21 protein-coding genes are annotated in these 20,249 nt (G+C 53.7%); 16 read left to right on the plus strand and 5 right to left on the minus strand.

Annotation, left to right across the window (positions count from 1 at the left end):
- The first annotated feature begins 10 nt into the window (after positions 1 to 10).
- On the plus strand, positions 11 to 1,078 hold the full coding sequence (locus PRIO_RS07405) for a sulfate ABC transporter substrate-binding protein (RefSeq protein WP_039788070.1): 1,068 nt from the start codon (positions 11 to 13) through the stop codon (positions 1,076 to 1,078).
- Positions 1,079 to 1,629: 551 nt separating this feature from the next.
- Positions 1,630 to 2,412 (plus strand): MBL fold metallo-hydrolase, encoded by a 783-nt coding sequence (locus PRIO_RS07410; protein ID WP_020428309.1) that lies wholly within the window; start codon positions 1,630 to 1,632, stop codon positions 2,410 to 2,412.
- Positions 2,413 to 2,817: 405 nt separating this feature from the next.
- On the opposite strand, the gene PRIO_RS07415 is transcribed toward PRIO_RS07410, so the two are convergent.
- Complete coding sequence (locus tag PRIO_RS07415) at positions 2,818 to 3,588, minus strand: SDR family NAD(P)-dependent oxidoreductase (protein ID WP_020428308.1); 771 nt, start codon at positions 3,586 to 3,588, stop codon at positions 2,818 to 2,820.
- A 21-nt stretch (positions 3,589 to 3,609) separates the two neighbouring features.
- Positions 3,610 to 4,065, minus strand: a complete 456-nt coding sequence (locus PRIO_RS07420; protein WP_020428307.1) for an S-ribosylhomocysteine lyase — start codon at positions 4,063 to 4,065, stop codon at positions 3,610 to 3,612.
- Positions 4,066 to 4,249: 184 nt separating this feature from the next.
- Here PRIO_RS07420 and PRIO_RS07425 point away from each other — a divergent pair, with 184 nt between their 5' ends.
- The 11 genes from PRIO_RS07425 to bshB2 all read left to right on the plus strand — a co-directional run bounded on the left by PRIO_RS07425 (position 4,250) and on the right by bshB2 (position 13,322).
- Entirely contained in the window at positions 4,250 to 5,101 is an 852-nt protein-coding gene (locus tag PRIO_RS07425) for a MetQ/NlpA family ABC transporter substrate-binding protein (protein ID WP_020428306.1), read from the plus strand.
- A gap of 90 nt (positions 5,102 to 5,191) precedes the next feature.
- Positions 5,192 to 6,406, plus strand: coding sequence for an aminotransferase class I/II-fold pyridoxal phosphate-dependent enzyme (locus PRIO_RS07430; RefSeq protein WP_020428305.1), 1,215 nt, complete (start codon positions 5,192 to 5,194; stop codon positions 6,404 to 6,406).
- Positions 6,399 to 7,418 carry a methionine ABC transporter ATP-binding protein gene (locus PRIO_RS07435; protein WP_046501698.1) on the plus strand — a complete coding sequence of 340 codons (1,020 nt, stop codon included), beginning with the start codon at positions 6,399 to 6,401 and terminating at the stop codon, positions 7,416 to 7,418. Before PRIO_RS07430 ends, PRIO_RS07435 begins: the two co-directional genes overlap by 8 nt.
- Entirely contained in the window at positions 7,419 to 8,078 is a 660-nt protein-coding gene (locus tag PRIO_RS07440; RefSeq protein ID WP_020428303.1) for a methionine ABC transporter permease, read from the plus strand.
- Between the two features lie 21 nt (positions 8,079 to 8,099).
- On the plus strand, positions 8,100 to 9,227 hold the full coding sequence (locus PRIO_RS07445) for an iron-containing alcohol dehydrogenase family protein (RefSeq protein ID WP_039788062.1): 1,128 nt from the start codon (positions 8,100 to 8,102) through the stop codon (positions 9,225 to 9,227).
- Positions 9,224 to 9,943: a 5'-methylthioadenosine/adenosylhomocysteine nucleosidase gene (locus PRIO_RS07450; protein WP_020428301.1), complete on the plus strand. Its 720-nt coding sequence runs from the start codon at positions 9,224 to 9,226 to the stop codon at positions 9,941 to 9,943. The genes PRIO_RS07445 and PRIO_RS07450 overlap by 4 nt, the downstream gene beginning before the upstream one ends.
- Before the next feature lie 248 nt (positions 9,944 to 10,191).
- Entirely contained in the window at positions 10,192 to 10,776 is a 585-nt protein-coding gene (locus PRIO_RS07455; RefSeq protein WP_020428300.1) for a GNAT family N-acetyltransferase, read from the plus strand.
- 68 nt (positions 10,777 to 10,844) lie between these two features.
- Positions 10,845 to 11,390 carry a DUF5071 domain-containing protein gene (locus tag PRIO_RS33750; RefSeq protein WP_052741422.1) on the plus strand — a complete coding sequence of 182 codons (546 nt, stop codon included), beginning with the start codon at positions 10,845 to 10,847 and terminating at the stop codon, positions 11,388 to 11,390.
- Positions 11,391 to 11,430: 40 nt separating this feature from the next.
- Positions 11,431 to 12,207 (plus strand): class I SAM-dependent methyltransferase, encoded by a 777-nt coding sequence (locus PRIO_RS07465; protein WP_197545401.1) that lies wholly within the window; start codon positions 11,431 to 11,433, stop codon positions 12,205 to 12,207.
- Positions 12,208 to 12,280: 73 nt separating this feature from the next.
- Positions 12,281 to 12,625 (plus strand): YojF family protein, encoded by a 345-nt coding sequence (locus tag PRIO_RS07470; RefSeq protein WP_020428297.1) that lies wholly within the window; start codon positions 12,281 to 12,283, stop codon positions 12,623 to 12,625.
- 22 nt (positions 12,626 to 12,647) lie between these two features.
- Positions 12,648 to 13,322, plus strand: coding sequence for a bacillithiol biosynthesis deacetylase BshB2 (gene bshB2, locus PRIO_RS07475; protein WP_020428296.1), 675 nt, complete (start codon positions 12,648 to 12,650; stop codon positions 13,320 to 13,322).
- Between the two features lie 125 nt (positions 13,323 to 13,447).
- On the opposite strand, the gene PRIO_RS07480 is transcribed toward bshB2, so the two are convergent.
- On the minus strand, positions 13,448 to 14,251 hold the full coding sequence (locus tag PRIO_RS07480) for a Cof-type HAD-IIB family hydrolase (RefSeq protein WP_020428295.1): 804 nt from the start codon (positions 14,249 to 14,251) through the stop codon (positions 13,448 to 13,450).
- 216 nt (positions 14,252 to 14,467) lie between these two features.
- Positions 14,468 to 15,412 carry a DMT family transporter gene (locus PRIO_RS07485; RefSeq protein ID WP_020428294.1) on the minus strand — a complete coding sequence of 315 codons (945 nt, stop codon included), beginning with the start codon at positions 15,410 to 15,412 and terminating at the stop codon, positions 14,468 to 14,470.
- A 244-nt stretch (positions 15,413 to 15,656) separates the two neighbouring features.
- Between PRIO_RS07485 and PRIO_RS07490 the strand changes: the two genes are divergently transcribed.
- A complete protein-coding gene (locus PRIO_RS07490) occupies positions 15,657 to 16,376 on the plus strand; it encodes a metal-dependent hydrolase (protein ID WP_020428293.1) in 720 nt (239 codons plus the stop codon).
- A gap of 94 nt (positions 16,377 to 16,470) precedes the next feature.
- Entirely contained in the window at positions 16,471 to 16,809 is a 339-nt protein-coding gene (locus PRIO_RS07495; protein WP_046501705.1) for a hypothetical protein, read from the plus strand.
- 51 nt (positions 16,810 to 16,860) lie between these two features.
- Here the strand turns inward: PRIO_RS07495 and PRIO_RS07500 are convergent, their stop codons facing one another.
- Positions 16,861 to 17,862, minus strand: coding sequence for a lipoate--protein ligase (locus tag PRIO_RS07500; protein ID WP_046501709.1), 1,002 nt, complete (start codon positions 17,860 to 17,862; stop codon positions 16,861 to 16,863).
- Between the two features lie 330 nt (positions 17,863 to 18,192).
- Here PRIO_RS07500 and cobD point away from each other — a divergent pair, with 330 nt between their 5' ends.
- Entirely contained in the window at positions 18,193 to 19,287 is a 1,095-nt protein-coding gene (gene cobD, locus PRIO_RS07505; protein WP_046501713.1) for a threonine-phosphate decarboxylase CobD, read from the plus strand.
- The last annotated feature ends 962 nt before the right edge of the window (positions 19,288 to 20,249 follow it).

Below are 20,249 nucleotides of genomic sequence, written 5' to 3' on the forward strand. Positions count from 1 at the left end.
TGTCGCCGGGATGAGGCTTTTCAAAAGGAGCAGACAACTGCACGGATGGCTAGCTGCCCTAATGCTGGCAGTACTCGCGCTGGCGGTGGCCGGGTGCGGAAATGGAAAAGAAAGCACTGCGGCTGAAAAGCCACAGCAAGGTGATCTTACGCTGGTGGTAGGAGCCTATAGTGTGGCGAAGGATGCCATGGGCGAAATTCTGCCCCTGTTCGCGGCAGCGTGGAAGGCCAAAACGGGGCAGACGCTCACGTTCCAGCAGTCTTATGAGGCATCGGGAACCCAGGCCCGGGCCATTGCCGGCGGATTTGAAGCCGATGTGACGCTGCTGGCGATGGAAGGCGATGTCGACAAGCTGGTGAAGGCGGGATTGGTTGAAGCGGATTGGAAGGACCGGGGGGTGAACGGTATGGTGACCCGCTCGGTGGTGGCGCTCGGTACCCGCGAGGGCAACCCCAAGGGCATCCATGATTTTGCCGACCTGGCGAAGCCGGGAGTGAAGGTGCTGTATCCGAACCCTAAGACTTCCGGGGGAGCCCAATGGGACATCAATGCCATCTATGGGGCAGGCCTGAAGCTGTCTGAGGAGCAGGAGGGAGCTAAAGATCCGGCTGCCGCCAAAGCTTTTTTGGAGAGCGTACACGCCAACGTAGAATCTCTGGATAAAAGCGGGCGGGCGTCCATGGCGGCTTTTGAATACGGGGTGGGCGATGTGATTGTCACCTATGAAAATGAGCTGCTGGCCCGGATCGCACAAGGCGTCAAGTATGAAGTGATTATCCCCAGGAACACGATTCTGATCGAAAATCCGGCAGCGGTCGTGAATAAGTACGCTGAGGAACATGGCACCAGCGAAGCTGCGCAAGCCTTAGTGGATTATTTGACTACGCCGGAGGCACAGCAGGTTTTTGCCAAATATGGTTTCCGGCCGGTTGACGAGCAGGTGTATGCCGAGAATGAAGGCCGATATCCGGTGCCTGCGGGTCTGTTCGATATTTCGTATCTGGGCGGCTGGGATAAGGTCCGCACAACACTGTACTCGAAGCGGGGCATCTGGTATCAGGTGCTGGCCGGAATCTAAGGCACGGAGTGATAAGGTAACTTGAGTATGGATAAGGGATTGGATGGCCAAAAAAAGAGTTGTCCCATCGGCAGGCGGGCCTGCGGAAGGGGATGGCTCTTTTTTCGGTTTTTAGGCCCGTCCTGGCGTGTGCAGAAGTGAGAAAACAGAGCTGCTTTCGAAGAAGATGCTGCACAGCATGAAGGATTTGGGGAGTATAGAGTGGATTGAACTGGAATGTTGTACAGTATGCAGGTAATGTCGGGATTTAAGGTGGAAACCGAATTGTTGCACAGATTGCAGGATTTAGGGTGAGATCAGGCTGGAATGAGCTGGAATGTTGTACGGCGTGCAAGATTTGGAGTAAATGTGGGGTAGGATGAGCTGAAATGTTGTATAGCGTGCAGGATTGGATTACCTCAGGGTGTTACTCAAGGTGCATAGCTTACGGTGAGGTATAAGAAAGACGAGCTCCTCCTTCTTCCTGCAGGATGCAATTGGACACGAAGCTGTTCTATAATGGTAAAGTGTTTTTGGAACAACCGTGACGATATTAGAGGGAGGTCTGGCTTGTGGACACATTGGTATTTTTGGGAACTGGGGATGCCATGGGCGTACCCCGGGTATATTGCAGCTGCGAGACCTGCATGGAGGCAAGAAGCAGCGGCGACAACGCCCGGCTGCGTTCCTCCGTGCTCATCGATAATGGCAGTGATTTCTGGGTCATTGACTGTGGGCCGGATTGGCGGCGGCAGATGGAGCTGCAGGGGCGGCGAGGCATGCACAGGCTGCTGGTGACACACCCCCACTTCGACCATATCGGCGGACTGCCGGAATGGGCCGACAGCTGCCGCTGGATGGGGTACAGAGGGGAGCTATACGCTCCGGCGGAGGTGATCCCTGTAATTCAGCGGCAGTATCCGTGGCTTGGCGGGCAGATCGACATGATTCCTTGCGATGACGGTCTTGAGCTGGATGGCTGGCAGATCCGCACCTGGCGGGTTAACCATGGCAAGAATGGCTATTCCTACGCCTACAGGCTGGAAAAGGACGGCTACACTTGGGTCTATTGCCCGGATTCCATTTCACTGGGACCTGAGGAGACGAAGCATATGCATGGAGCAGATCTGCTGGTGCTGGGGACAAGCTTTTATTATGAATCCGCCGAGCTGTCCACCCGTTCAGTGTACGATATGACCGAAGCGGCAGAGCTGCTGGACATCGTACAGCCGGTCCGTGCGGTGTATACGCATATGTCGCATGATGTGGATATGAGAAAAGACTACATTCTGCCGGGCAATGTGACGCTCGCGGTCACGGGACTGAAGCTGCGGCTGGGTCACGCCGAAGGCTGAGGCTTATAGAAGAAGTTCCAGGCCCCTGCGGAAAGCAGCCGGACAGCCGGATTAGAACTCCTATTTCGGACAATGCTTGCGTAGAAGCAGATGAGCAGGTGCTAGTTGGAAAAAGGGAACTTATTTCTTCAAAAAATCAATAATTGAGAGACTTAAGTGGAAAAAGGGAACCTAATTGGGCAATATTACCCTGTCAGGCGCGAAATGAGCTGAATTAGTGATCCTTTTTCCACTTCGCCTGGGGAGTACAGGGTGTTCGAGCGAATTAGTGATCCTTTTTCCAATTAACCAATCGGGACTTCCGCAGGTTTCATAGAGGGTCCCCCGGACAACGGTAAACTGAAATTGAAAACGGCTACGCCGTCCTTCACCGGACAACGTAGCCGTTTTTTTCTGTCGTGTCCGTTAATTCATCGTCATGCCGCCGGTCACGTTAATCGCCTGGCCCGTCATATAGGAGGACAGCGGGCTGGCGAGGAACAGCACTACATTGGCTACATCCTCCGGCTCGGCCGTCCGGCCCAGCGGCACCTGCGAGCGGTCTTCAGCGAGAATATCCTCCGGCTGCATGCCGCGCAGGGCTGCACCCTCTACACGCTCGCGCCGCTTCATGTCCGTTTCGACGATGCCGGGACAGACGGCGTTCACCAGGATTTGCGCCTGGGCCAGCTCCAGCGCCATCACCTTGGTGAAGCCAAGCACGGCATGCTTGGACGCGACATAGTTGCCCATGCAGCGGTAGCCATTTTTGCCTGCCTGGGAGGCAATGTTGATGATGCGGCCGCCTCGGCCCTGGCGCAGCATTTGTCTTGCTCCCGCCTGGGAGACCAGATATACGCCCTTGGCGTTGATATCCATGACCTTATCCCAGTCTTCCTCCCGGATATCCACGGCGTAATCCATCGTGGAGGTCCCGCTGTTGTTCACCAGAAAGTCGACTCCGCCAAAAGCCTCCACAGCAGCGTCAATCAGCCGCGCAGCGTCCGCGCTTATGGTGACATCCATCTGAATCTGCACCAGCCGGTCATGGATACGTTCAAGGCCGGGGCGGCAGGCGATATCTCCGATAGCTACATTTGCTCCGGCCTTAAGGAATAAATCTGTGATTCCCTTGCCGATTCCGGTAAGCCCTCCGGTTACAACCAGGGTTTTGCCGGCAAAGTCAATATTCAGCATCGTATGAAGGATCCTTTCAGGCTAGCTGCGGAAGGGATCATCGCTGATGCCGGCTTCCAGCACAAGTCTGGCGTATTCCTTGGCGCTGAACAGGGAGTGGTCTTTATAATTGCCGCATTCCAGCGCAGACACAGCCGGCACATGCTCGGTTTCCAGTACCTTATGCAGGACCTTGGTCAGTGCAGCAGCGACATCGGCTGGCTCATGCTCATCCCAGATAATCAGATAAAAGCCGGTTCTGCACCCCATTGGAGAAATATCGATGATCCCTTCCAGCTCGTCACGCAGATAGGTAGCCAGCAGATGCTCCAGCGTATGGACTGCTGCCGTGGGCAGAGCGTCGGCATTCGGCTGGAGCAGGCGGAGATCATATTTTTGCACCGTGCTGCCCTTCTCATTTTTCTCTGTACCTGCAACCCGCACATAAGGGGCTTTTACCTTCGTATGATCCAATTGGAAACTTTCAACTTTTGCCATGTTCCTCTTCCTTTCGGCCTTTTCATATCAAACTATCACAATGAATAAGAGAAGTAAATAGTTAATCCGAGTATACTAATCTGCTTAATTAAAATGTGTTGACACGTGTATTAATGCATTGTAAGATATGAATCAAATTAAATCGCATCAATTTACTAGGAATAATAGGGGGAGAAACATCCGTATGAAGAAAAAATGGATTCATTCAACGTTGCTGGTCGTCGCCGTCGCTTTATTTACTGCCGGATGCGGCAATGACAAGGAAGCTTCCGGTGCTGGCAGCGATTCCTCCGCACAAGAGAAGAAGACACTGAAGATCAGCTTTAATCCCGGACCTTACAGCGATCAGTTCAAGAACGGTGTTGCGCCTTATCTGGAGAAGAAGGGCTATACCATTACCTATAAAGAGTTCACAGACGGCATTCAGCCCAATGTGGCGGTAGCGAACGGCGAAATTGATGCCAACGTGTTCCAGCACTCCTTATACCTGCAGTCCATTAATGAACGGGAAAAAATAGATCTGGTGGGTGTGGTGCAGGTGCCGACTCCGCCAATGGGACTGTATTCCAAAAAACATAACAGCCTGGATGAAGTGAAGGACGGCGATCAGGTCAATCTGCCGAATGAGCCGGTGAATATGCTCCGCGCCCTGAATGTGCTGAAGGATGTGGGCTGGATTACTCTGAAAGACAACATTGATCCTTTGCAGACTTCGCTTGCTGACGTTACCTCGAATCCGCACAACCTGAAGTTTATTGCGACTGAGCCGGCACAGGGACCGCGGGCGCTGGAGGATGTGGATTACGCCGCGATTCAGGGGAACTTCGCTGTATCGAATAACATCAAGCTGACCACGGCACTGCAGCTGGAGAAAATGACCGATCCGTTCACGAATATCGTGGCGGTGGACAGCAAGAACAAGGATGCTCAATTTGTTAAAGACATCATTGAAGGGTATCATTCGGATGAATTCCAGAAATACATCAAATCGAACCCGGATTATGAGGGCTATAAGCTGCCGGCTTATTTTAAATAATAATCCCTTTCCGATCTGTCATTCCTCTGTAAGCGGGGGAGTGGCAGATCATTGTCTATTCCAAAGAATGTGCAAAGAGGTGCAATGAGCATGGATTTTATACCCTCCAGAATCGTCACAGAGCTTCCAGGTAATTATTTCAACGCTATGAAAGCCAAAATCGCCTTATACCGCAGCAGAGGAATCGACGTTATTGATCTGGCCAGCGGCAATCCCGATCAGCCGACACCGGAGCATATTGTTGCCGCCTTGAAGGAGGCGGTAGACAAGCCGGAGAATCAGGGCTACCCGCCCTTTTATGGCAAAAGTGCTACGCTTGAGGCCATCGCTGCTTTTTATCAGCGTGAATATGGGGTGGGCCTTGACCCGGAGACGGAAGTCGCAGTGTTCAGCGGTTCAGGAATAGGGGTGGTCGGCATTCCGCAGAGCCTGCTGAATCCGGGAGATCTGCTGCTGACGGTCGATCCCGCCTATCCGGCCTATCACGCGGCTGCCGCCTTAGCCGGAGCCCGTGTTCATACGATCCCCGCCTATGAAGCTGAAGGCTTCCTTCCTGATTACGGGACAGTTCCGGAGGAATTAGCCCGTCAGGTCAAGCTGCTGATGCTGAACTATCCCAATAATCCGACGGGGGCGGTGGCTACGGCGGAGTTCTTTGAACGGACGCTCGCTTTTGCGGCCCGCTATGGATTTCCGGTGCTGAACGATTTTGCTTACGGAGCCTTTGGCTTCGACGGCCATAAGCCGGTCAGTCTGCTGCAGCAGCCGGGCGGCAAGGAATACGGTATCGAAACCTATACCGCCTCCAAAACGTTCAACATGGCCGGCTGGCGCTTCGGCTTTGCCGTGGGCAACGCCTCGATTATCGCGGCACTGAAGCATTATCATACCCAGGCGTACAGCACAGTGTTCGGTGCAGTGCAGGATGCGGCGGCGGCCGCGCTGCTGGGTCCCCAGGAGGGGGTTGCAGAGCTTGGCAGACTGTATGAGCGGCGGCGTGACGTGCTGGTTGCCGGACTGCGGGAGCTGGGATGGGAGATTAAGGCTCCGCAGGGCACTTTTTTTGCCTGGTTCAGAGTCCCGGAAGGCTATACAGCGGCGTCTTTTGCAGCATGTCTGCTGGATGAGGCGCAGGTTGCCGTCGCTGAAGGCGGCGGTTTTGGAGTGCAGGGCCGCGAATATGTGCGGGTCAGCCTCGTGAACAGCGAGGACAAGCTGAACGAAGCCGTTGACCGGATCGCGGCAGCAGGCATTTTCAAACGGATCAAGTTATCGGCCGGTCAGGAGGCGGTGCGCTATGATTGAGATTAAAAATGTATACAAAACCTTTGAACGCAAAGGCCAGTCCATTGAAGCCCTGCGCGGAGTAAGCCTGAGTATTGCCAGAGGGGATATTTACGGCGTTATCGGCTACAGCGGTGCCGGCAAAAGCACGCTGATCCGTCTGGTCAACGCGCTGGAAAGGCCCACTGCCGGGGAGGTGCTGGTGGAAGGCCAGGATCTTGCGGGCTATAATCCGGCAGAGCTGCGGCAGGCCAAAAAGAACATCGGGATGATCTTTCAGCATTTCAATCTGCTGGAATCCAAAACCGTGTTCGACAATATCGCCATTCCGCTGGTGCTGCTGAAGCGGAGCAAACAGGAAATCCGCGAGCGGGTGACCGAACTGCTTAAATTCACGGGACTCGGGGATAAAGCGAACAGCTACCCCAAGGAATTATCGGGCGGGCAAAAGCAGCGGGTCGGCATTGCCCGGGCGCTGGCGAGCAATCCCTCGATTCTGCTCTGCGATGAAGCAACTTCGGCGCTTGATCCGCAGACCACCAAGTCGATTCTGGAGCTGCTCCAAAAAATTAACGAAGAGTACAACATTACGATCATGATCATCACCCATGAAATGGCTGTTATTCAGCAGATCTGCAACAAGGTGGCTGTCATGGAGCGCGGGGAAATCATCGAACAGGGCAATGTGCTGGATGTGTTCGGGAGTCCGCATCATCCGACGACGCAGAGCTTTGTGCAGACGGTCATACATAACAGTGTGCCGCAGAGCGTGCTGCATACCCTGAAGGCGGAAAACGGGCGGCGGCTGTTCAAGCTGAAATTTGTCGGCGGGGCGGCCTCGGAGCCGATCATCAACAGCCTCATCCGCAGGTATGAGGTGGATGTAAATATTCTGTTCGCCAATATGACGGAGATCCAGAATACAACGCTGGGCAATATGATTCTGCAGATGCACGGCGACCATGCAGTGATTGACCGGGCAGCGGATTTTATCACCAGCCAGGGCGTTGAGATTACGGAGGTGGAAGCTTAAATGTTCGATTCAGTGATTACTTCGGAGCAGCTGTTTCAAGCGCTGAGGGAAACCGTGGTGATGGTGGGGGTGTCGTTGTTTTTCGGGGCGCTGCTGGGGATACCGGTTGGCATCATTCTGGTGATTACGCGTCCGGGCGGTGTGCTGGAGAACCGGTTTGTGTTTGCGGTCCTTAATCCGGTCATTAACATCATCCGCTCGCTGCCGTTTATTATTCTGCTTGTGGCCATTATTCCTTTTACAAGACTTCTGGTGCATACATCGATCGGTACCAGCGCGGCAATTGTGCCGCTGGTTGTATATGTTGCTCCTTATATAGCGCGGCTGGTGGAGAACTCTTTGCTTGAGGTCAGCCCTGGAATCATGGAAGCTGCTGAAGCGATGGGCGCGACAACCTTTCAGGTCATTTGGCATTTTCTGCTCCCCGAGGCTTTTGGTTCATTGATTCTGACGATGACGACCGCGACGATCGGACTGATCGGGGCTACCGCAATGGCAGGCACAGTGGGCGGCGGGGGGATTGGCGATTTGGCGATCTCCTATGGCTATCAGCGTTTTGATACCTTTGTGATGATTGTGACTGTGGCGATTCTGATTATTTTTGTCCAGGGCATTCAGTCCGCAGGGAACCGGCTGGCCCGCAAAGCCCGCCGTGATTAAGTGCGGAGCACGGAAGGGGATATGCCAGTGGAACCGCAAATTATTGTACGCGCCGCGCCGCAGGAGTTCATTTGCAGGCCGGGCAGCTGGGGCAGCCTGGAACAGCATCTGCAGAGAAGAGGAATCCGCCGTGTGCTGGTGGTGCGCGGGAACAGGTCTTGGACGGCGGCTGCACCGTATTGGCCGGAGCTAAAAGAGACAGAGGTGCACTATCATGTGTACAGCGGAGAGTGCAGCTACCGCGAGCGTGATGCCATTGCCGGCTATGCGTCAGAGCATCAGCTTGAGGCGGTTATCGCCGTAGGCGGCGGGAAGATTACCGATCTGGTAAAATCGGCAGCGGCCACGCTGAATCTGCCGGCCATAATTCTTCCGACCCTGGCTGCGACCTGTGCAGCCTGGTCCTCGCTCAGTGTGATGTACGATGAGCGGGGGGCGTTCATCCGCTTTGAGGTTTTTCCGCGCAGCAATGCACTGGTGCTGCTGGACCCGGTGGTCATCGCCGCTTCGCCGCCAGAGCTGCTGGCCGCAGGAATCGGCGATACCCTGGCGAAGTGGTATGAGGCGGATGTCATCATCAGACATCTGGAGGCACCGCCGGTTGAAGTGGAGCTGGCCTGGGATGCGGCGCGGAAATGCCGCGAAAACCTGCTGCGCTACAGCAGCGCGGCGCTTGCTGCTGTGCGGTCAGGAGAGCTGAATGAAGCCCTGACCCGGACAGCCGAAACGATTATTATGGTCGCCGGGCTTGTAGGCGGATTCGGTGAGGATTATGGCCGTACCGCAGGGGCCCATTCGGTGCACGATGCACTGACAGCCATCCCGGAGACCCACGGTCTGCTGCATGGCAGCAAGGTAGCTTACGGTGTACTGGTGCAGCTGGCGCTGGAGGGGAACTGGCCGGAGATTGACGGGCTGCTGCCGTTCTATGAGGAACTGGGCCTGCCGTCCAGTCTTAGAGCCATGGGGCTGGGTCACCTGACGCGGGAAGAGCTGCTGAAGCTGGGCGAAAGGGCGGCTGTACCCGAAGCCTCCATCCATATGATGCCCGGTGTAATTACCGCCGAAGCGGTGGCGGATGCAGTGGCGGAGCTGGAGGAATACATAACGGCTGGCCAGAATCAGACAAAAGGAGAAGGCATCTTATGAGTATAGCGGTTATCGGAGCCATGGAAGAAGAGGTAGCCCCGCTGCTGCCGAAGCTGCGGGATGTGCGCAGCCTGAAGGCTGGCGGCGGTAAGCTGTATGCCGGAGTGCTGGACGGACAGGAGGTAGTACTGCTTCAATCAGGCATCGGCAAGGTCAACGCGGCAGTGACCACCACGCTGCTGCTGGAGCGGTTCCACTGTGAGCTGATTATCAACACCGGAGCGGCGGGCGGTCTGGCTGCTGATCTGAAGGTTGGCGATGTGGTCATCGCTGAGGAACTGGTCTACAGTGATGTGGATGCTACGGCCTTCAGTTATGCCTTCGGGCAGGTGCCGCAGATGCCGCAGCGTTATCCGGTAGCGGCCGGGCTGCTTGCACAGGCGCGGAAGCTCGTCCGGCGCGGCGTAAGGCAGGAGCAGATTGTCACCGGGCTGATTACGACAGCTGATTCTTTTATCAGCGATCCGGAGCGGGCGGTGTCCATTGTCAGCCGGTTCCCGGAGGCGAAAGCGACCGATATGGAAGGTGCGGCGATTGCCCAGACGGCCTATCAGTTTGGTGTTCCTTTTCTGGCGGTCCGCGCCATATCGGATATTGCCGGCTCCGATGCCGCCGGATTGTTCAAATCCCATCTGGAGCTGGCTGCGGCAAACTCGGCTGAGGTGGTGCTGGAGATTCTCTCCCAGTATAAGCCGCCTGAAAGCTTTGAAATCTAAAGAGAACCGTCTTTCATTCACTTGGGAGACGGTTTTTTATTGTATACTCCGCAAATCCAGTCCGCATACTCCAATCCGTCTAAACCTGCTCCAGTCGAATGAAGGGGGTCAAGAAGGCCCTTGCCTTAAAGTTTTGAAATTCTGCGTATTAATCCGCATTTCCAAGATAGGTAACTACCATTACAATGGGAATATTCTTGTTAAAAAATAAAATTCACACTTAATTGTGCAGGAGGTTGAATACTGTCATGAAGTCAGATCCATTTATCCCGGTCTTGTTTGATTTTCCCGAGTTCTTTGAGACCGAACGCCTGCTGGTGCGCGCCCCGCAGTGGGGTGACGGTCGGGCAGTAAATGAGGCGATTCGCGAGAGTCTGGAGGAGCTGAAGCCGTGGATGCCTTTTGCCCAAAGTATGCCGGCATTAGAGGAATCCGAAATATACGTCAGAGATTCCAGGCTGAAATTTCTGAACCGGACTGTGCTGAATATGCTTATTTTTCATAAGACAGAGGGGACCTTTCTCGGGTGTACCGGCCTGCATCATATCGACTGGGAGACCCGCTGTTTTGAAGCCGGATACTGGCTGCGGACCACCTGCACAGGCAAGGGATACATCACGGAGGCAGTGAACGGAATCACCCGCTTTGCCATACAGGAGCTTGCGGCGAACCGGATTGAAATCCGCTGCAGCGGACTTAATACCAGAAGTGCTGCCGTCGCCGAGCGTGCGGGTTTTTTACTGGATGGCACTCTGCGGCTTAACACCCTCGGCCTGGATGGAGAGATGCATGACTCCAAGGTATACGCCAAGGTACGGGGAGCCGAATTTTAGAGATGTTGGAGCATTAATGCCGAAGCGTATGGAGTTAAATCCTTCAGACAGAGAGAGAAGGCAGGACAATGAATCACAACGTTCTACCAAAGAATAAGCAGAATTTTAAAAGTGTTGAAGCCCTGGCCCGCTTAGAAAGATCAATGATCATTCCCTTATTGCCGGAATTGTTGGAATGGCTGCAGGAAATGAATTGGCCTATAGCTGCAGAAATTGTAGACCTTTTGTCAAAGTATAAGTCCGAAACTATCCCGCATATTAAAACGGTTTTTTCTCAAAGCGACTCCATTTGGATATACAACATCCTTGCATATTTGATTAATAAATGGGATACAGATCTCGTCTCAATATTGTCTTCAAGCCTAGGGGAACTGGCGCACACGATAGACATTTATGAAGATACTGATTTGCTGTCTATTGAAATTTTATGGAAGGTCATGTTCTCGGAGTTGGAAAATGAACGGCTACATATCCTCAACACAGACATTGGACAAATCGTTAATTATTGCGAAAGAAATAACAAATTGTTAATGCAAAAAGACCAGTACCAAAATTCACTCCGCCGTTATGAAGAAATTGAGGCAACGATAAGGAGTATATCTGCTTTTACTTGATTGGCCCCTATCCGGTTGCGTTATGGGGATGAAATGGAGGATGATTATTATCGATAAACGGCTAACCTTTAATGAAGATGTGGAGAATTACGACAAGTGGAGACCAACCTATTGTGAAGAATTATTCAAAGATATCATAGCGTACTCTCATCTTGAACAAGGCCGAAAAGCAATTGAAATTGGTATTGGAACAGGCCAGGCCACCAGACCCTTTTTGGAAACAGAATGTGAATTAACGGCCATAGAATTAGGGAAAGACCTCACAGAATACTCAAAATTAAAATTCCGGGAATATAAAAATTTTACGATATACAATACTGCATTTGAAGAGTTTGCATGTCCGGACAGCAGTATAGATCTCATTTATTCAGCTACCGCATTTCATTGGATTCCGGAAAAAACAGGGTATCTTAAAGCCTCCAATTTATTAAAAACCGGTGGAACCCTGGCGTTATTTTGGAACCGGCCGTTTGTATCACGGGAAAATGACGAATTACATCAGATTATTCAAGGCATATATCAAAAATATAGACCTTCTAATACCAAGCTCATAGAAAATGACACTGAGAGATACAATAATATATCGAAAACTATTCAAAATTATGGATTTAGAGATGTTGTGTTTAAGCTGTATCATTTAACGAGACAATTTTCTTCGGCTGACTATATCGCATTGTTGAACACTTATTCTGACCATAGAAGCTTGCCTGCTCCTGCGAAAGAGCATTTTGAAGATGAGATTAAAGAATCGATTAAAAAATTTGGCGATGTCCTAAATGTTTATGATACCATCGACTTGTATTTAGCAAAAAAATAAGTTGGACTTGCTGTAATACCAGGGCAAGATAGTTAAACAAGCGGATCGGAGAAACAGACATAAGGAGGCCAACATGCAGCCGATAACCCCCGAAGACATCCAAATCCGGATCGATCAGCTCGCCGGTCAGGATCTATACGTACACCTTGAGCTAACGACAGGCGCCTACGCCAGTCACTTGGACAGTACCCGGCACCCGGCGTCGGCATTCATTTCCAATGCGGCGGTCCGTTATACACAAGGCTCCATCTCCGGCACGGGACCCTACCGTGTGGGCTTAAAGACAATACAGGGCTGGATTTATGCCGAAGGCCTTACACATGTTGATGAGACGGAAAAAGAACGGCTAATCTTGGCTGGGCATGACAGTCAAGGCAAGCTGATCGTTGCCTTGCAGCTGAGCCGGGAAACGTTCTGATGAAAGCGGAGGAATACACACCATGAAGAATCAACAAACGGAACACCAGCGGATCTTAGTTGTGTTCCCCCATCCCGACGATGAAGCTTTCGCGGCATCAGGGACGCTGGCGATGTACATAGACAGCGGCGCTCAAGTCACTTATGCCTGTCTGACCCTGGGGGAGATGGGGCGCAACATGGGTATCCCGCCATTCGCGAGCCGGGTTACTTTGCCGGCAATCCGCAAAGAGGAACTGGCAGCGTCTTGCCTTGCAATCGGCATCCGGGACTTAAGGATGCTCGGCTTCCACGATAAAATGATCGAGTTCGAAGACCAGCAGCGGCTGGACAATGAGATTATGGCGCTGCTCCAGGAGCTGCGTCCGTCGCTGGTGATCACCTTCTATCCGGGGTACAGTGTGCATCCCGACCACGATGCCACCGGAGCCGCTGTCATACGTACGATTGGCCGGCTTCCCGCAGCAGAGCGGCCGCTTGTACACTGCGTCGCGTTCGCAAGCAACCATGAGCGGGCGATCGGAAAGGCGGATGTGATCGTAGACGTGACCGCCTTCCTTGAGCAGAAAATGGCGTCGATACGCGCGCACCGTTCGCAATTCCAAGCGGCGGAGCTGGTCGGGAATCAGGAGCTGACGGATGAGGAAATCCGGGCCCGGTTCGGAACGGAACCGTTTTGGACCTACAGGTTCGATTAATCCCGGGATATGGAACATGAAGCTAGCATATAATTATATTTGGAAAAAAAGGGTGCCTTACCGCCGGGATCAGTTGACTGGCGTAAGGCACCCTTTGTGCTGCTGGAGAGCAAGCTTATACTTCTCTATTGGGCAGTTTGAAGGATGAATTTATCGATGGCGTACTTCACGCCGTCTTCATTGTTGCTGAGGGTGACGAAGTCAGCAATGTCCTTCAGCGCCGGGATGGCGTTAGCCATGGCTACGCCAAGACCGGCGGCTTCCAGCATTTCGTGGTCGTTCCAGGAGTCGCCGACTGCGATGGTTTCGGACAGCTCGCAGCCGAAGTGGGCTGCCAGGAACTCCAACGCCAGTCCCTTGGTGCCTTCCTTGTGCATGATCTCCAGGAAATGCGGCTTGGATTTCGTAATATGCACGGAATCACCCAGCAGCTCACGCAGAATAGGCGACAGCTCGTCCAGGAAATCGGGATCGTCGATGATCAGCATTTTTGGTGTTTTTTGCGGGACAAGCTTCTCCCAATCCGGCTCGATATAATATTTAGTTCCATTAAGGGTGGCATAATCGACCAGCTTCTGGTTCTCATCACGGGCATACAGCTTGTCATCAATATAGGTCTGCAAGTGCAGGTTATGCTCCACGCAGTAGTTGAACAGCTTGCGTACGGCATCCTGCGGCACATAACGCTCGTAGAGCACTTTTTCATCCATCAGGTTCTTTACGAGTGCCCCCTGGTAAGTGATGATCGGCACATTCAGTCCGGTCTGGCGGGCGATGGCCTGGGCGGAAGCATAGGCGCGTCCGGTAGCCAGAGTAACCACAACGCCTGCGGCAACGGCCTGTTCCAGCGCTGTTTGTGTGGCAGGGGTAACTTCCTTGTCATCGTTAATCAAGGTGTCGTCAATATCGATGGCAATCAATTTGTACATGTAGGTTCTCTCCTATTGGGTGAGCTTAGCTTCCTGAATAGCTTCGTACCAATGCATCGGAAGCCTAAGCTTAAATTTGGGGAGCCTGTGCGGAAGGCATGGCTCTTGTCTCTGAACAAGCTGGTAGTGCGCTGTGGATTCCAAATGGGCAGCTTCCGAAGGGCCAGTGCTTGGATTTCACAATTAAAAAACTGATGTTGTACTAGGCCCAAAAAATCATGGATCAGATGAAAGCAGAAGGCTTGGTTCTTCGTCCTTTTGTGCTGCAGGGGCAGGCCCGGGGCTGAGTTCGGCCATGAGCATGGCCGCAAGAATGCAGAGACAGCCCAGCAGCGCCGATACGCCGAGCGTTTCTCCGCCGAACACCAGACCTGTCAGGGCGGCGAATACCGGCTCTGTGGCAAAAATAACCGCCACCCGGGAAGGCGTGGTGTATTTTTGGCAGGCCGTCTGAATCCAGAAGGCAAAGGCGCTGGTCGGGCCGATGGAAACAAGCAGGGCCCACAGCACATCCGGCTTCAGGATCAGGGTCCCGCTGTGCGCAAGCGGGGCCGGCCCATCCACAAGCAGGGAGGCGCCGGCGCTGAGCAGCCCGACACAAGCAAGCTGCAGCGCAGCCAGCGGCAGCGCCGGGTATCGCGGAGCATATACGCCGGTATAGGCGACCTGCAGGGCAAAGGCGACAGCACATATCAGCACCAGTGCGTCTCCCTTGTTCAGGGACAGCGCGGAGCCGGTAAAGGTGAGCAGGTAGAGGCCTGCCACCGCGAGTCCCGCGCTGAACCAGGTATACCGTGAGATGGCCGTCTTAAGCAGGGCCAGCGAGAGGAAAGGGACGAGCACGACCGACAGTCCCGTGATAAAACCGGTGTTGGAAGTGGTGGTATAGAGCAGTCCCATCGTCTGGAAGCCATAGCCCAGAAACAGAAAGAGGCCCAGCAGCAAGGCGTGCCCTGCCATACGCCAGCTCAGCATTTTCCATTCCCTGCGGTAAAAAACGGCGGTAATCGGCGCCAGCAGCAAAGCTGCGCCGATAAAGCGGATGCTGTTAAAAGCGAGCGGCGGCAGCACCTTGACCGCACTTTGCACAATGAGAAACGTACATCCCCACATCATCGCCACCAGCAGCAGACTGAGGCCGGCTATTCGGGAGCGTTTCACAGAGGTCATCCTTTCTTGACACGACAAATATTTTGTAAAATCAAGTTCTCCAAATTGTAGCTTAAAACAGGGGGGAGGACAAGACGAAACTGTGCCCGGAACAGATCGGACAAGGGCTTCAGCAGCGGAAAAACAGCCAAAGACTGGACAAAAAAGCCAGCACTTGGTATACTTCGAGAACCGTACACTTGTTCTTATTTTTGTACTTCAAAGTCCCTACACCTTAGAAAGGAGCGGGTACACCATGATGGGCAAATCCCATTTAATCATCAGCACCGGGGTTACCCTATCCGTCATGAGCCTGCTCGGCCATGAAATTACGATTCCGGCGGTTGCTGTGGCAGGGCTCAGCGCCCTCTTGCCTGATATCGATGAGCCGAATTCGCTGCTGGTGCGCAAAGCCGTGCCGGAATCCCTGCTGCGGATTTTGCAGGTATCGCTAATCGGGGCGGCCATTTATCTGTATTTTGCCGGAATCGCCGCGCCTCCCTGGAATATCGCGCTGGCGCTGCTTATCGGGAGCGTATCCTTCCTGCCGGGCCGCAGGCTCCGGCATCTCGTGATGCTGCTGCTGGCACTGGCGCTGTTCGCGTTCGCGGATGCCTACGATCCGTGGAACTACATAGCCGCCTGCGTGCTTGTCGTATCCTCGGTTGTTCCGCACCGCGGACTGACGCATACGCTGTACGCGGTGGCCGGCTGGGGAGCCTTGCTCTATTTCGCTTCGCTCGGCATGAATGACGGCGGCAGCCTGTGGATTGCCGGCGGCATGTCTTATGCGCTGCATCTGCTGGCGGATTCCCTGACCCAGCGCGGCATTACTCCGCTGCCTCCGCTGCCCTTCAAGCTTCGCCTGAAGCTGATGAGCACCGGCACGAAGAAGGGCAGTGCGGTGGAGAAATTCTGCATCGTGCTCACACTGGTGCTGGTTATGTATGTATTTGTGCTCACCCCCAATCTGTAAAAAGCTGCTGCCCCATCTTGAAGACTCCCTGCCGCATAAAGCGACGGGAGTCTTTTTGCTGCCGGAGAGTTTGACAAGCCTTTGAATTGCCTGAGTGCACTCAGGAAGTGGAATCAAGGGTATTTATACCTTTGATTTCGTCCGGATGCGCTCAGGAAGTGGAATCAAGGGTATTTATACCTTTGATTTCGTCCGGATGCGGCTGGGCAGTGAAATCAAGGGTATTTATACCTCTGATTTCGTCCAGATGCGGCTGGGTAGTGGAATCAAGGGTATTTATACCTCTGATTTCGTCCAGATGCGGCTGGGCAGTGGAATCAAGGGTATTTATACCTCTGATATAGTTCAAGTGCGCCTGGGCAGTGGAATCAAGGGTATTTATACCTTCGATTCGCACTGCTATACCACCACAAAAGGGCGGGCCCGTATATAATGGCTACGGTCCCGCCCTTGTCTTTTTTCATATTCAGCTTTGCTGTTTGTTCTATTCCTCCAGGAAAATCAGCCCGATGAAGTCCTCCGGCTCAATCCGGCCGAAATAATGCTTCAGGTCCAGTCCGGCCAGGGCTTCTCTGACCTCAGCGTTTTCGTAGCGTTTGCCGCGCAGCGCATTCTCCACATCCGCTACATCGCCTACACCGAAGAAATCGCCGTAGATTTTGATATCCCTGATGTAGGAATCTTCAATATCCATGCGGATGTCGACGAGTCCTGCCGGGAATTTGCGGGTGTGCTTTACATTGCTTTTGGGCGACAGGCCGTAGTTCCAGTCCCAGTTCTGGTAGTGCTCCCTGGAGATTTCATTGATCCGCACCCAATCGTCCATAGTCAGCTTATACTGCGGAACCTCGGAAGGCTCCATGCCAAAGATGGAACGCAGCAGGCCCGCACGGAATTCCTCAATTGTCATCTCTTTTCCAAGCAGGTCTTTGATATTGGCGACGCGGCTGCGCACGGATTTGGTGCTCTTGGATTTGAATTTCTCCGGGTTCACATTCAGCGATGCCTGCACATCGTCCAGATTGAGGTCAAACATCAGGGTGCCGTGGCTGAACATGCGTCCGCGCGTGGAGAATTGGGCGTTGCCGGAAATTTTTTGCTCACCGACCTGAAGGTCATTGCGTCCGCTGAGTTCGGCGTTCACCCCCATGGATTGCAGGTAGTCGATGACCGGCTGGGTGAATTTCAGAAAATTATGAAAAGACTGCCCGTCGTCCTTGGTAATGAAGCTGAAGTTGAGGTTGCCCAGATCATGATAGACCGCCCCGCCGCCGGATAACCGCCGCACGACCTGGATATTATGGTCCTTCACGTATTCCTGGTTAATCTCTTCAATGGTATTCTGATGTTTGCCTATGATAATGGACGGGCTGTTGATATAAAAAAGCAGATAACTGTCGTCCATCGGCAGATTTTTCAGGGCAAATTCCTCAATCGCAAGATTGATCGAAGCGTCTGTAATTCCGGTGTTATCGATAAAAAGCATGGTGAATTCCTCCGCTTATGCATGATTTACTGCTCTATATAGATTGAACTTGAAAAATGAACAAAAGGGAAAGCCCCGACCATTCCACGCATTCACGACCAAATCCCCAATCGAAGATCACTAGTTCAAGCTATATAGTTATTTTAAACCAAAAGTACAGTTTGCACAAAAAGAACAAGCAGCGCCCGGGCAGAATTCCGCCTCCCGCCAAACGGCAATATCCTGCTGCGGCCGGGGAGTGAAATCATTGACGTACCTCCTGCAATGGGGCAATAATGGGGTCAATGAGTCACACAGAGGTATAATCGACAGGTTAAGAGGAGTGTAGGCATGCTTGAAAAATACGGCCACGGCGGCGACCTGCTGACAGCGGCGGAATTGTATGGGAACGGAAGCGGCGGCGCTTTTGTGGATTTCAGCGCGAATATCAATCCTCTCGGTCCGCCGCCCGGCGTGCTGGACCTGCTGCGGGATGCCGTCTCAGCCGTGACGGCTTATCCTGACCCCGGTCACCGCAGGCTGAAATCCCTGCTGGCGGAGAGTCTGGGCGTAGACCGCGAATGGATTACGGTCGGCAACGGAGCAGCGGAATCGATGGCCCTGCTGCTGCTGGCTGCGGCTCCGCGCAGGGTAGGGATCGTCGAGCCCTGCTTCTCCGAATACCGACAGCTCGCCGGGCAGTTCGGTGCGGAAGTCCTCCCGGTCCGGGGGACGAAGGAGCAGGGCTACCGGGCCGGTGTGCAGAGCATCGCCGGCCTGCTGGAGCAGGTGGACCTGCTGTTCCTCGGACAGCCGAACAACCCGAATGGCGTCCAGTATGCGCTGGACGACCTCCGGCTGCTGGCGCAGCAGGCGGAGCGTTGCGGGACGGTGCTGGCGGTGGATGAAGCGTTCATCGACTTCATCCCGGAAGAGCGGCGGCAATCGCTGCTGCCGGAGCTTAAGAGTTACCGTCATACGGTGCTGATCCGCTCGATGACGAAGTTCTATGCCATTCCGGGGCTGCGGCTGGGCTTCACTATCGCCGCCCCGGAGCTTGCCGCAGCCATGAGCGGCAAGCAGGTGACCTGGAGCGTGAACGGCCTGGCCCTGCTGGCCGGGGAAGCCTGCCTGCGCAGCGGGCGCGGTTACGAAGAGCGCACGCGCGGGCTGATTGCCGCAGAGCGCGAAGCGCTGCGGGAGGGCCTGCTGCGGCTCGGCTGCGAGGTGCCGCTGGGCGAAGCGAACTTCCTGCTGCTGGGCTTGCCCGCGCCCTGGAGCGCGGCGGCCCTGCAGGAGAAGCTGGGCCGCCGCGGCCTTCTCGTGCGCAGCTGCGCGATGTACCCGGGCCTTGCGCCGGGACATATCCGCGTCGCGGTCAAAAGCCGCGAAGACAATGCCCGCCTGCTGCGGCAGCTGGAGGAGATTATCGCGGCGGGAGACTGACGCTGAAATAAAGCCAAAGCGTGCAGGCCGATGGCAGAAGCCGCAGTAAAACGCATGACGTGGAGGCGGGGGTACTGAGTAGCTGGGAGCTCGGAGTAGAAGCGATGGCACTAAGTAGAGGTTGTCGTGTGGAGTAGAGGCGGCAGTAGTAAGTAGAGGTTGTTGTACGGAGTAGAAGCGGAAGTAGTAAGTAGAGGATGTCGTGCGGAGTAGAAGCAGCAGTAGTCAGTAGAGGATGTCGTGCGGAGTAGAAGCAGCAGTAGTCAGTAGAGGATGTCGTGCGGAGTAGAAGCGGCAGTAGTCAGTAGAGGATGTCGCGCGGAGTAGAAGCGGAAGTAGTAAGTAGAGGATGTCGTGGGGAGTAGAAGCAGCAGTAGTAAGTAGAGGTTGTTGTACGGAGTAGAAGCGGCAGTAGTCAGTAGAGGATGTCGTGCGGAGTAGAAGTGGAAGTAGTAAGTAGAGGATGTCGTGCAGAGTAGAAGCAGCAGTAGTCAGTAGAGGATGTCGTGCGGAGTAGAAGCGGCAGTAGTCAGTAGAGGTTGTTGTACGGAGTGGAAGCAGCAGTAGTAAGTAGAGGTTGTTGTACGGAGTAGAAGCAGCAGTCAGTAGAGGATGTCGTGCGGAGTAGAAGCGGAAGTAGTAAGTAGAGGATGTCGTGGGGAGTAGAAGCAGCAGTAGTAAGTAGAGGTTGTTGTACGGAGTAGAAGCGGCAGTAGTCAGTAGAGGATGTCGTGCGGAGTAGAAGTGGCAGTAGTAAGTAGAGGTTGTCGTGCGGAGTAGATGTGTTAAATAAAGTAGTCGTACTAATACTCTGGCAGCATCAGCGTTCCAAATGCTATTGCACAAGTTGAGGTTCTTCAATATTTTGGACTAATCTGCCCTTGAGAAAAATTTAAGTGGAATTAGTAAACTTATTTTGTTGAATTACAGCTCGGAATGGGGATTAGTGGGATTTTGTACAC

The sequence above is a fragment of the Paenibacillus riograndensis SBR5 genome (genome assembly GCF_000981585.1).
In the GTDB taxonomy this organism is placed as follows: Bacteria; Bacillota; Bacilli; order Paenibacillales; family Paenibacillaceae; genus Paenibacillus_AQ; species Paenibacillus_AQ riograndensis.

Bases quoted from the DNA above. Each gene is read 5' to 3' on its own strand.
- PRIO_RS07405 (WP_039788070.1), top strand. From the start codon at position 11: ATGAGGCTTTTCAAAAGGAGCAGACAACTGCACGGATGGCTAGCTGCC.
- PRIO_RS07415 (WP_020428308.1), bottom strand. From the start codon at position 3,588: ATGCTGAATATTGACTTTGCCGGCAAAACCCTGGTTGTAACCGGAGGG.
- PRIO_RS07420 (WP_020428307.1), bottom strand. From the start codon at position 4,065: ATGGCAAAAGTTGAAAGTTTCCAATTGGATCATACGAAGGTAAAAGCC.
- PRIO_RS07425 (WP_020428306.1), top strand. From the start codon at position 4,250: ATGAAGAAAAAATGGATTCATTCAACGTTGCTGGTCGTCGCCGTCGCT.
- PRIO_RS07430 (WP_020428305.1), top strand. From the start codon at position 5,192: ATGGATTTTATACCCTCCAGAATCGTCACAGAGCTTCCAGGTAATTAT.
- PRIO_RS07435 (WP_046501698.1), top strand. From the start codon at position 6,399: ATGATTGAGATTAAAAATGTATACAAAACCTTTGAACGCAAAGGCCAG.
- PRIO_RS07440 (WP_020428303.1), top strand. From the start codon at position 7,419: ATGTTCGATTCAGTGATTACTTCGGAGCAGCTGTTTCAAGCGCTGAGG.
- PRIO_RS07445 (WP_039788062.1), top strand. From the start codon at position 8,100: ATGCCAGTGGAACCGCAAATTATTGTACGCGCCGCGCCGCAGGAGTTC.
- PRIO_RS07450 (WP_020428301.1), top strand. From the start codon at position 9,224: ATGAGTATAGCGGTTATCGGAGCCATGGAAGAAGAGGTAGCCCCGCTG.
- PRIO_RS07455 (WP_020428300.1), top strand. From the start codon at position 10,192: ATGAAGTCAGATCCATTTATCCCGGTCTTGTTTGATTTTCCCGAGTTC.
- PRIO_RS33750 (WP_052741422.1), top strand. From the start codon at position 10,845: ATGAATCACAACGTTCTACCAAAGAATAAGCAGAATTTTAAAAGTGTT.
- PRIO_RS07465 (WP_197545401.1), top strand. From the start codon at position 11,431: ATGATTATTATCGATAAACGGCTAACCTTTAATGAAGATGTGGAGAAT.
- PRIO_RS07470 (WP_020428297.1), top strand. From the start codon at position 12,281: ATGCAGCCGATAACCCCCGAAGACATCCAAATCCGGATCGATCAGCTC.
- bshB2 (WP_020428296.1), top strand. From the start codon at position 12,648: ATGAAGAATCAACAAACGGAACACCAGCGGATCTTAGTTGTGTTCCCC.
- PRIO_RS07480 (WP_020428295.1), bottom strand. From the start codon at position 14,251: ATGTACAAATTGATTGCCATCGATATTGACGACACCTTGATTAACGAT.
- PRIO_RS07490 (WP_020428293.1), top strand. From the start codon at position 15,657: ATGATGGGCAAATCCCATTTAATCATCAGCACCGGGGTTACCCTATCC.
- PRIO_RS07500 (WP_046501709.1), bottom strand. From the start codon at position 17,862: ATGCTTTTTATCGATAACACCGGAATTACAGACGCTTCGATCAATCTT.
- cobD (WP_046501713.1), top strand. From the start codon at position 18,193: ATGCTTGAAAAATACGGCCACGGCGGCGACCTGCTGACAGCGGCGGAA.